This window comes from Shewanella metallivivens, assembly GCF_028750675.1.
GTDB lineage: Bacteria > Pseudomonadota > Gammaproteobacteria > Enterobacterales > Shewanellaceae > Shewanella > Shewanella metallivivens.
Map to the genome: position 1 here is coordinate 1,150,271 of NZ_JAQQPZ010000013.1, position 11,583 is coordinate 1,161,853.

Genomic DNA, 11,583 nt, shown 5'->3' on the forward strand with positions numbered 1-11,583 from the left:
ACTCCTAAACACGTTGCGATTCAATAAAACTAGCAAGGCTAGCTACACTGAAAAAATGTGCTTTGGTTGCGTCAGAATTGGCTTCAATTTTGACGTCGAATTCTTTTTTGATTGCTAGACCCAGCTCTAACGCATCAATAGAGTCTAAACCTAGGCCTTCACCAAATAGTGCGGCATCAGTATCGATGTCTTCAATGGTGACATCTTCTAGGTCTAAGCTGTCAATAATCAGCTGTTTAATTTGGTTGTGTAAGTTCATTTTTTTGTTTCTTATCAGTATGGCTATCAAGTGGACTTGATAGGTTGTTTAAATAAAACTGTTGCAGGTCTCGGGTGAGTTGCCGAGCCATTTTTGCTTCGTTACCTTGGGTAATCTCATCGTCATGGTGCAGTACGCTATCGGTAATTTCAACCGACATGCTGATGGTTTGTCGTGGTATTTGGTACCAAGACTCTTGTTTAGTTAAGCCTGCTACATCGGTGCGAAGTACCACGGGTAAAATATCACTTTGGGTACGTATGGCAATATTAGCCGCCCCACGCGCAAATGGGTTAATGACATTGCCAACCAGTGTGCGGGTACCTTCAGGAAAAATCACTAAATTTGTGTCTTGCTTTAATACTTGCTTACAATCTTGTAGCAGCAGATTGGCGCTGCGATTAGGGATGTAACCCACACTCGATAGCACACCTCTTATAAATGGATTGCGCCATAAGCTTTGTTTCACAACGCAGCCCGCATTGGGCATGAGACTAATTAACACGACTACATCAACCAGAGTTGGGTGGTTGGCAATCACTATATGACCTCGAGCTTGCTGTAATAAATGCAAATTTTGGGTGCTGACGTTAATGACCCCAACCGCGGTTAACATGGCGACAAAACCTTTAAACATTAAACTCACGGTACGTTGCACTCGTGCTATGCGTTCCTGCTTAGACCCTGGCCAATAACGTAATACTGGCAGTATGGTTAATGAGCTGAGCAACCCGCCAAGGCCAAATACCATGTAACACATTACGCCACCTATCCACCTCGGAATATACCTAAGCCCAGTCAGTTTTGGGGCTATGCTCTGTTGAGATGTAAAAGGAGCTGACTGCGGAGAATTAATCATGATGCTCAACAGACCAATACCAATGACATAAACACCCTTGGATGTTTTTACCTGTGGCGATATGGTGAATTAATTGGCTAAAACTGATGTTATCTTGATTATGGCCTGGGACTGGTCGTTCGGATAAGCCTAGGGTGGTATTCGCATTGGTATTTGTAACGCTATTGGCGGGTGCTAGATACAAGCCTAAGGCGATGGGCAGCTCAACTTCGTGGGTAAACTCACTGTAAATCGGTGGAACAGGGTCATCACCAAAAATCATTAAAACAGGCTTAGGGTCTTGTGCCAGTTGAGCATAAGCTTCTATTAATGCTTGGGGTAGGGTTTGCTCACCTGCAGCAATAGATGTCGACGCGGCGGTGTTATGAGTGAGGATTCCGAAAATACCACTGGCTGTGTTGTGCACTGATTGACTAAAAGCCATAGGTGAAAGTGGTTGTTGTTCGGTGATATCTTTCAGTAATCCAAGGGTTCGGGTCAGTTCGCCATGTCGTGATGAAAAAATGCCGCGAGTTTGCGGGGCGACTTGGCATTCGTGTGCTGCCGTTAACATCATTTTAGTTAGGCGGCTAAATCGGCGGCGTTGCATTGCTGGGACATGCGATAGGGCTGGCGTTGCTTGGCTAGCAGACACACTTGTGTTTGGCTGTTGCCAATGTTGCCAGCTCTCAGTCGTTTGAAAGTCTGGAGACCATGCGCCCCATGAGAGAAGTTGAAATTCTAAGTGCACTACTTTGCCTCTATAACTGCCTAGCTATCCTTATCTAAGTGTTAACAAATAATCATTCTTTTGCTGACGATTCGTTAACGGCGCTAATTGTACACCTATCAAGGGTTATTTAAGAAGTCACGTAAAAGAAAAAACGTTTTTTAGATTATTTGTTCAACAATATTTGTTCAAAACGTATCGTCAAAAAAATAGCACGGTTTTTTAGCCGTGCTATTTAAGGTATTTAGGGAAATATGTATTAAGTGATTACTGTGCTGGAAAACTGGCCTGTAGTTTTTTAACCGCCGCTTTTATTTTGCGGGTGTTTTCGGGGCCCATACGAATTAGCAATTTTTGCGCGTTAGGTAAGGCTTCTAAATTAGGATCCGCAAATTGGTAATTTACACTGTAATAAGACAGCTCAATAGGGTCTTCGACAATCGGTGCTTCTGCCACCATGGTAAAGACAGATTGCATGCGCTTGTCAAAATCGACATCATTGTAACCTAACTCAGCAAAAGCCTCTGCAAATAGAGGTTTAAGCTCTGTGTAGGTTGCGACCAAATCTTTTTCGTTTAAACCTGCAATAAAGTCTGCGTACAAATCGTAACGATGGTAGCTGTCAGGATTTAAAAACGTTTTATTGGTGATTTCGCTAACTGAAAACTCAGTTTCTGGGCCTTTTAACGGACTTGCCTTACGTACTAACTCGCCTTGCGCTAGGTTGTCTACAAACACCACAAATTGACGGGCAATGTCTTTTTTCAAAATCATTGGCGCAATTTTCATTCCGTTAGCGATGGCTAAGGTTTTGGTTTCAACAAAGTCGTCTGATTCTGCTAGCGCAGGTAATGGTTCAACAACAACGGTTTCGTTGTTTGATTCAGGCTCGCCAGTAGGCACGACATCATCGGTGTTTGATTCGATTTGTTGTGGTTCTTCAATCGGGGCTTGTTCAATCGGTGTTGCCGGGAGTGCTTCAGGCAGCTCTACTGGGGTCATGACAACGGGGTCAAATTCTTCGCTGTCATCACTGGTAAAATAAAAATAGCTACTTGCTGCTAATAAAGCGATTACCGCGATTGCAATAAAAGCAATGTTAGTACCTGATTTTTCGTCAGATTGAGGGCTGATTCTGTCTTCTTCATTAACTTGCATTTCAATTCCTTGGCGTGTTTGCTATCGATATAGATATTTAGGGCCTGTTGATCTTTGCAGGTTAAATTTTGTTCGAGTTAAAAACGTTTTAATCGAGGCGAATGGATTGATGCCTAGTCATCTAAGCAACTCTTTATTAGTAAAGAGTCATTCAACAAAGAGTAACACGTTTTTAGCCGAACCCTTCGGGCAGCGTTTGTTGGCCATTTTTACTGCGTTATCGACTTTTTATGTAGAATAACTACACATCTAAGTCTCTGCCTTGTACAAATGGCCAACAATTCGCTGCAAAAACAACCTTGAAAGATCAACTGGCCCTAGATGGAGTCGAAAAATACTGCGTGTTACCATTTTGCAATATTCAACAGCGTTGTCTAGTGGTAACTGGTGATAATCCACATTAATTCATTTTTAGCTCAAGCTTTTACGCTTGAATGTATTGTTGGCGGTCTCCTAACCATCGCTCAATGATGGCGTCGATATTTTGTGGCACCTGTTGGTTGATATGCACCGCTAATTTTTGGGTGGGGGCAATGAGGTGCTGATCGCGAATTAAGTCGGCAATTTTAAGGTCGGCTAAACCCGTTTGTTTTGTGCCCAGTACTTCACCGGGCCCCCTAATCTCAAGATCTTTTTGTGCAATCACAAAGCCATCGTTGCTGTCTCTTAATACTCCCAAGCGCTTGGTTGCCGTTTGCGATAACGGCGCTTTATAAAGCAGCACACAATGACTGGCTACTGCGCCACGACCCACACGACCTCGAAGTTGATGTAATTGAGCAAGTCCAAGCCGCTCAGGGTTCTCAATAATCATTAAACTGGCATTAGGCACATCTACGCCGACTTCTATGACGGTAGTCGCCACCAATAAGTTCAATTCACCTGACTTAAACTGCGCCATGATGGCCTGTTTTTCAGTGCTTTTCATCCGACCATGCACTAAACCTACTTTTAACTCGGGCAGTGCAGCGCTCAGCTCTGCGGCAGTGTCTTCTGCGGCTTGGCATTCTAATACTTCAGATTCTTCAATTAAGGTGCATACCCAATAAGCTTGGCGGTTATCATTTATGGCGGCATGTCTGACTCGTTCAATTATCTGTTGCCGGCGAGTATCGGCAATCGCAACCGTTGTTACAGGTGTACGCCCTGGAGGTAACTCATCAATAATCGACGTATCGAGGTCGGCATAGGCTGTCATCGCCAGTGTACGCGGTATTGGCGTTGCGGTCATAATCAGCTGATGGGGATGAAAGCCTTGGCTAATGCCTTTTTCTCGCAAGCCCAAACGTTGGTGAACCCCAAAACGATGTTGCTCATCAATAATGATTAAGGCCAGTTTATTAAAGACCACGGCTTGTTGAAAAATAGCATGGGTGCCAATGACCATGTGCGCTGCACCGGTGGCGATGTCCTCAAGTGATTGCACTCTAGCTTTGCCTTTAAGTTTGCCAGCTAACCAGCCGACTTTAAGACCTAAAGGTTCAAACCAATTAGCAAAGTTAGCCGCGTGTTGTTCGGCTAATAATTCGGTGGGAGCCATCATTGCCACTTGGTAGCCATTTTCTATGGCTTGCAGGGCAGCAAGTGCCGCCACTAAGGTTTTACCTGAACCCACATCCCCCTGTACAAGACGCATCATGGGGGTTGGTTGTTGTAAATCCTGGTTGATTTCTGCGACCACGCGTTGTTGTGCCCCAGTTGGCGAAAAGGGCAGTTGAGTCAAAAATGGTTGTAATAACTGCCCTGTAGCGGCCATGGCAACGGCCGCATCTTGATTGCTTCGCTGGCGCAATTGCAACATGCTGAGGTTATGGGCCAGCAGTTCTTCTTGTATTAATCGTTGCTGAGCAGGGTGTTGCCCTTGCTCTAATTCATAAGGTAATACTGAACTTGAAGGACGGTGCAGGGTATGCAGCGCATCGCGCAGGCTAATGTTATTGGGTTGCAAATTACTTGGGAGTAATTCAGGTAATCCACCTTGGTCTAACATGACTAATGCTTGCTCTGTTAAGCGTATCCAACTGGCTTGTTTTAATCCTTCTGTTGTGGGATAAATCGGTGTGAGAGTATCACTTAAGTTGACGGTTTCACCTGGGTGGATGATTTGATATTCAGGGTGGACGATTTCTTTATGATGGTTGCCGCGTCTTATCTCGCCATAAGCGCGAATAATGGCACCGTTTTCCATGCCATTTCGTTGCGCCATTGAAAAGTTAAAAAAACGCAAGCTCATTACGCCGCTATGGTCGCGGACATTACATACAAGCATGCGTCGACGGCCTTGCATTATTTGGGTCGATTGAATTTCTGCTTCAATTGTGCCGTAACTTGCTGGAGGTAACGCGGCAATGGGATAAATTTGCGTTCGGTCTTCGTAGCGCAGCGGTAAATGAAACAACACATCTTGTACTGTTTTGATCCCAAGCTTGGCCAGCTTTTCAGCGACCTTTTTGGCAACGCCTTTAAGGTCTGTGATTGGAACTCTATCCAGTCGTAGCAAATTGCGTGCACCTAAAATTGATAATTAAAAAGTAAAAACAACAGTGATTTCAATTAGCCCCAATCAATCACTGTAATTATATACAGATGTTTAGGTTATCTTAGCAGAGTTTGCTCACAAGGCAATATGCTATTACAGCCACCCTTTCTGCTTGGCTATTCTGGCTGCATCAATACGATTACTAGCACTGAGTTTATTAATAGCTTCAGATAAATAGTTGCGCACAGTGCCTTCGGCGATAAACAGTTTGCTGGCAATATCTGCGGTAGACATTCCGTCACTGGCTAGACGTAATGCTCGGCGTTCTTTGTCGTTAAGCGGGTCTACTTCACCAATGGCATTAAATGCTAACTCTGGATCGATAACCCGTTTGCCTGCCATCACTTGTTTTATGGTGCTAATAAGCTCATCTGATGGCGCATCTTTTAATAAAAAGCCACTGACACCGTATTCTAACGCCCGTTTTATGTAACCTGCACGACCAAAAGTGGTGAGGACAATAACTTTGGTAGAACTGGCTTGTTGTTGTAACCATTGGCTGAGTTCTAAGCCAGACTTTCCGGGCATTTCTATGTCGGTTAATAATAAATCATAGTGCTGAGATTTGAGCATTTTCAAAGCACTGTCGCCGTCTTCTACTTCGGTTATGTGTATATCATCGGCGGTGAGGGTCAAAAGTGCTGCCAGTGCACCACGGACCATGGCTTGATCTTCTGCTAATAAAATATTCATGTTGACTCTGTCAGTGGCAAGATAATGGTGACAATAAACTGAGGGCTCAACTGGTATTGCACATCGGCGTGCAATAATGCAGCACGCTCTTTAATACCTTTTAGGCCGTTACCCTCAGTTAAAGCTGTTATTGGGCTATTTTCAATATATTGCAGCAGTAATTGACTATCTATGGTTTGGATTGCAATCGTACAATGGTCAGTTTTGCTGTGCTTAAGGGTGTTATTCACTAACTCTGTAAGCATCAGGCACAATTGTGATTCAGCGAGGTTATTTAATTTGGGCCATTGGCCTTCAATGGTGACCGCAATGGACTTATCTCGCAACATTTGGCTTAACGTGCTGGTGGTTTGACTCAACCCCTGGTGTTTGTAGTCGGTCACGGTTTGGCGAATTTGGCTTAAGCAGTCGCGGGTTATTTGGCTGACTTGATTTATTTGGAGTTGTGCTTGTTCTGTTTTACCTGCGCTGATGAGCTTGTCTGCAAGCTCAGCTTTTAATGCAATTGAGGCTAAATGATGACCCATTACATCATGCAGGTCGCGGGCTATGCGTTCGCGTTCAAGCGAGGTGGCAAGTTGAGTTATTTCGTCTTTAGATTGTTGCTGCTGGCGCTTGATACGTTGGCGATGTTGCTCGATCACACCAAAAAAACCAACAATCAGGCAAATACCCATGCCATAAAAAGTAAAAAAGTAGCCCGTGTAACCGACGATAATATTGAGACTTAATAACAATAAGCTGATACCAATGTAACTCAGTATTGCTGTACGTAGTGAGTAGAAAAATCCGATAAAGAAACAACAAAAACTGAACAATGACATGGAGCCACTAGTTAAAAATCCAGACGTAATGGCAATGACCATCATAAGTGTAATAGGTTTGTAGGCGTGTTCTTTTGAGTTGTTATATGCCCAAAAGTAGCCCACAACAAAAGGGATTAACAACGCCACGGCTAAGGTTATTTTTAACCATTGTCCATCCATAAAAAACAGTGGGATAAAATAAAAACCAAGGTTAATTAAGTAAACCCAAGCTGTTTTTTGTTCAAAACTTTTTTGATTATTATGTGTTAAACCAGATGTCATGATGCCTCCTCGCGCAGTTAATCATAGAGTAACTGCGCGTTAACTCAAGCCAATTACGTTAGGCATTACTGCTTTACAGCTTGTTGGTTTAATAGAAATTTAGCCCAACCGTATTGTGGTTCTATGTCGATTGCAGCTTGCCAGTCTTCCGTTGCGCCAGTTAAATCCCCCTGTTCCTGTTTGGCTAGGCCTCGCCATGTATAGGCTTCAGCCTGACCCCAGCAGATTGTGTCGCAGGGGAGATCATAAAGCGTGATCGCTTGGCTTGCGAAGGTTTGTGCTTTTTCTAGTCCGCCGCCAAAAACGCTTGGGGTGTAAAAAGCATTGATCGCTTTAACTAAGCTCACTCTTGGGTTAGTGGGTTCTAATTCTGAGGCTTGTTGTAATAGTGTGGCCGTTTTCATACCGAATTCAGCACCTTTGCTATTATCTAACGCGATTTGCATGCCATATACCGCTGCTAACAGTGCTTGTGAGTCTGCTGTTGCTTGTGCGCTGAGTAAGTTTTCTAGCGTGTTTTGGGCTTGGTTTAACGAATTGGCAGCCTGTTTACGTTGGCCGCTAACATTAGCGATAATGGCTAAACGATAAAACGCGTAGGCTTGTTCATAGTCACTGGTGTTTTGGCTATATTGCGACAGTTGATTAATGTTCATGGTGTTAGCTGCGGCATCAATATCCTTGATATCGGCAAGGCTGTAGTGGCTAACTAAACTAAGGCTGGTGATTAATACTAGTGCTTTCATGGTGCTCTCCTTGGTTGCCCATTGTTATGGGAGTCAGGTTAGTATGGAGAAACACACATTTGATTATTAGGCACAAAGGTCATCAAATTAGGGTGACAAATGTCATTTTGTTTAACAATAAATAAGGCCAACATTCATGTTAGCCTTATTCGGTTTCGTGTATAAGCGTAAGGATTACACCACTTGCATTACCAAATAGCTGGTATAGCCTAGGTATCCCGCGAGTAACATGCCGCCTTCACGTCGGCCAATGCGTAAGCCACTCCAAGCAAATGGCAAAACCATAATGGCAAAAATCAGCATGGCGATAAAATCGACTTCATTAAACCCTGCTGCTGAGACTGGATGGATTAATGCTGTTGCACCTAAAATACCTAGCACATTGAAAATGTTTGAGCCAACAACGTTACCAATAGCGATGTCACTTTGACCTTTTAACGCGGCCATCACCGAGGTGACAAGTTCGGGCATACTGGTGCCAATTGCCACAATCGTTAAGCCGATAATCACTTCGCTTATGCCAAATTGTTTAGCTAAATCAACCGCGCCATCTACAAACAAAATTCCGCCACCGACTAACATAGCAATACCTACAGCAATGAGTAGCACTGAAATTAGTGGATTTAGTGGCGTGGCGTCAATGTCTAACTCTTCGGGATTATTTTTTGAGCTAACATAGCTAAAGCCTAAGTAAGCGACAAGTAGGCCAAATAAAATCGCGCCATCAATAAAGCTGACATCGCCATCAAGTAATAAAAACCACATTAAAACCGATGCCGCAATCATGATAGGTATATCGCGTTTCACCATTTGTGATTGCACTGTAATAGGGCGGATAAGCGCGGTTATGGCTAAAATAAGCCCAACGTTAACGATGTTAGACCCCACCACGTTACCTAATGCAATACCGGGGTTGCCTGCAAGGGCTGATTTTACGCTTACCGCGAGTTCTGGGGCACTGGTACCAAATGCAACAATGGTTAATCCAATAATAAGCGGAGCAATACCTAGGCGTAATGCGACCGCACTGGCACCGCGCACTAATGCTTCTGCACCAAAGGTTAAAATAATAAAACCGCCAATAATCGATAACGCAATGAACATGATTGTTTCTGCCTTGTAAAGTTAAGCTGTACCACATTAGTACTGCCTAATGGTGGGCGTATATTGACAGAATATGTCAAAAAAATACACGCTATTTAGCGTGTATTTTTTACGGTTCAGATTGAAAATATCTGTTGCAAATTACAACTCATCTTCCCAGCGAATTTTGGCACCGCGAACACCTTCAATTTTAGCGCTAAAGGCTTTTTCAAGCACATGACGTTTAATTTTAAGGGTTGGCGTGAGCACATCATTTTCGATGGTCCAATCTTCATTCACAACAACAATAGCATCAACATGTTCATGTGACTCTAAATGTGGGTTAACACTGTCTAGCGTTTCTTTTAATGATGATCTGACTTCTTCGCGCGGTTGCAATTTAGAGCCTTCAGATAACTGCACAAGTGCCACTGGATGCGGTAAACCTGAGCCAATAACGCAAATCAGTTCAACATGTGAGTCTTGAGCTAATCGACGTTCAATTGGCACTGGTGCGACATACTTGCCTTTAGAGGTTTTAAAGTTGTCTTTTACTCGGCCGGTAATTTCAATGTAACCATCTTCGTCAATTTCACACAAATCACCGGTATAAAAAAAGCCATCTTCTGCAAATGCGGCTTTAGTTGCTTCTTCTTGCAGGTAATAGCCTTGCATTAACCCCGGGCTTTTGACTAATAATTCACCTTGTTCACTTTTACGCACAAGGCTACCTTCTACAGGGCGACCTACGGTACCAATCTTATTGGGATTAAATGGATAGTTGATAATCGAATATGCACTGTTTTCAGTCATACCCCATGCTTCACAAATATCAATTCCGATAGAGTGGTACCATTGTATTAATGATGGCGGGATAGGTGCCGACCCCGATCCGTTTAAGCGAGACTGGTCTAACCCCAATCCTTTTTTAATTTTACGTTTAACGATACTGCTAATAATTGGCAGTTTGAGTAAGGTATTAAGTTTTTTCTCACCAATTTTATTAATAATATTGAGTTGAAATACGGTCCATAAGCGCGGTACAGAGAAAAATACCGTCGGACGACAGCGTTGAATATCATCAACAAATGAGTCTAGGCTTTCAACAAAGGCGACAGTAGAGCCTGAGTAATATGATGAGCCTTCAATTGCTACACGCTCAGTAATGTGAGCAAGCGGTAAATAAGATAGCAAGCGATCCGCCGTATTGGTTTTCAAATCGCGCACGACGGCTTCACATGCCCAGCCATAGCTGGCAAATGTTTGAATGGCGCCTTTAGGTTTACCCGTTGAGCCAGAAGTATAAATAAGAGTCATCACTTGATCGGGGGTTGGAAATGGTGCATCAACTAAGGGTTGGCCCAATGTTAACAACTGCTCCCAGTGATATTGTGCTGGCATGGTGTCGTACGGCATGGCTAAACGAAGAATGTCGCCCCCAACAGCGGCCTCCTGTTCTGCCCAATGGTCAAGTTTTCCGCTAAATATGGCTTTAACACCACTGTGCTCAACGACATAACGAATGGTCTCTGCATTGGCTGTTGGGTAGATAGGTACGCTAATGTAGCCGCCATACATTAAGGCTAGATCAACAATAAACCACTCGGCGCAGTTTTTAGACAGTACAGCAACCTTATCGCCAGGTGTTAAGCCTAAATGACGAAGAGAACCAGCAATTTGTTGCATTTTTTGTTGGACTTCGCGCCATGTGAAATCCACATATTTGCCGCCAATTGGTTGGCGAAGGTAAACTTTGTCACCTTGAGTTTCTACCCAATGAGACAACATCTCAACGGGAGTTTTAATTAAATTTTCCATCGACGCTTCCATGTTCTTTATTGTTATTGTGGATTTTATAGTTGAGTAAATCACCAACTTAGTATGGCCATTTTTGTGCAGTGGCGCAAACAATTTGCACACTATGCGTGCAAGGTCACGCTTGAGTAAGTTAACAGAATTTGTTGAATAAACAATAAGAGTTGAGCAAATGCTCTATAGAATTGAAGTTGAAAATAATAAAAAAGGCACCCAAGGTGCCTTTATCGAATCTTTAACAGTGGCGGTTAAATTTCCATTATACCGTCCATTTCAACCAATGAACCTTTAGGCAACTCTTTTACGCCAATCGCTGCACGAGCAGGGTAAGGTTGTTGGAAGTAACGACTCATAATGTCGTTTACAGTCGCAAAGTGAGACAAATCTGTTAAAAAGATATTTAATTTAACGATATCACTCATGGTGCCGCCAGCGGCTTCGCATACCGCTGTTAAGTTTTCAAACACTTGCACAACTTGCGCTGAAAAATCATCGCTTACCATGGTCATGGTTGTTGGAACCAATGGAATTTGACCAGATAGATAAACGGTGCTGCCCACTTTAACGGCTTGTGAATAAGTGCCAATTGCTTGTGGGGCTTTGTCTGTTGCGATAATGATTTTTTCAGCCATGT

Annotated in this window: 11 protein-coding genes; all 11 read right to left on the reverse strand. The window is 43.4% G+C overall.

What is annotated here, in order from left to right:
- Window positions 1-4 precede the first annotated feature (4 nt).
- The 11 genes from PQR79_RS17870 to PQR79_RS17925 all read right to left on the reverse strand — a co-directional run bounded on the left by PQR79_RS17870 (window position 5) and on the right by PQR79_RS17925 (window position 11,581).
- Window positions 5-259 (reverse strand): phosphopantetheine-binding protein, encoded by a 255-nt coding sequence (locus tag PQR79_RS17870; protein WP_238104575.1) that lies wholly within the window; start codon window positions 257-259, stop codon window positions 5-7.
- The gene (locus PQR79_RS17875) at window positions 237-1,118 is read right to left on the reverse strand and encodes a lysophospholipid acyltransferase family protein (protein WP_238104861.1); all 882 of its coding nucleotides are present in this window, start codon (window positions 1,116-1,118) and stop codon (window positions 237-239) included. Before PQR79_RS17875 ends, PQR79_RS17870 begins: the two co-directional genes overlap by 23 nt.
- Entirely contained in the window at window positions 1,111-1,848 is a 738-nt protein-coding gene (locus PQR79_RS17880) for a beta-ketoacyl synthase chain length factor (protein WP_238104573.1), read from the reverse strand. The genes PQR79_RS17875 and PQR79_RS17880 overlap by 8 nt, the downstream gene beginning before the upstream one ends.
- 246 nt (window positions 1,849-2,094) lie before the next feature.
- Window positions 2,095-2,985, reverse strand: coding sequence for a DUF3014 domain-containing protein (locus PQR79_RS17885; RefSeq protein WP_238104571.1), 891 nt, complete (start codon window positions 2,983-2,985; stop codon window positions 2,095-2,097).
- A gap of 424 nt (window positions 2,986-3,409) precedes the next feature.
- Window positions 3,410-5,485, reverse strand: coding sequence for an ATP-dependent DNA helicase RecG (recG, locus tag PQR79_RS17895; protein WP_238104569.1), 2,076 nt, complete (start codon window positions 5,483-5,485; stop codon window positions 3,410-3,412).
- A 132-nt stretch (window positions 5,486-5,617) separates the two neighbouring features.
- Entirely contained in the window at window positions 5,618-6,217 is a 600-nt protein-coding gene (locus tag PQR79_RS17900) for a response regulator transcription factor (RefSeq protein WP_238104567.1), read from the reverse strand.
- Window positions 6,214-7,305: a sensor histidine kinase gene (locus tag PQR79_RS17905; protein ID WP_238104565.1), complete on the reverse strand. Its 1,092-nt coding sequence runs from the start codon at window positions 7,303-7,305 to the stop codon at window positions 6,214-6,216. Before PQR79_RS17905 ends, PQR79_RS17900 begins: the two co-directional genes overlap by 4 nt.
- 65 nt (window positions 7,306-7,370) lie before the next feature.
- The gene (locus PQR79_RS17910; protein ID WP_238104564.1) at window positions 7,371-8,051 is read right to left on the reverse strand and encodes an OspD family protein; all 681 of its coding nucleotides are present in this window, start codon (window positions 8,049-8,051) and stop codon (window positions 7,371-7,373) included.
- 174 nt (window positions 8,052-8,225) lie between these two features.
- Complete coding sequence (locus PQR79_RS17915; RefSeq protein WP_238104563.1) at window positions 8,226-9,155, reverse strand: calcium/sodium antiporter; 930 nt, start codon at window positions 9,153-9,155, stop codon at window positions 8,226-8,228.
- A gap of 141 nt (window positions 9,156-9,296) precedes the next feature.
- A complete protein-coding gene (locus PQR79_RS17920; RefSeq protein WP_238104860.1) occupies window positions 9,297-10,952 on the reverse strand; it encodes an AMP-binding protein in 1,656 nt (551 codons plus the stop codon).
- 245 nt (window positions 10,953-11,197) lie between these two features.
- Window positions 11,198-11,581 (reverse strand): RidA family protein, encoded by a 384-nt coding sequence (locus PQR79_RS17925; RefSeq protein ID WP_238104561.1) that lies wholly within the window; start codon window positions 11,579-11,581, stop codon window positions 11,198-11,200.
- Between the last annotated feature and the right edge of the window lie 2 nt (window positions 11,582-11,583).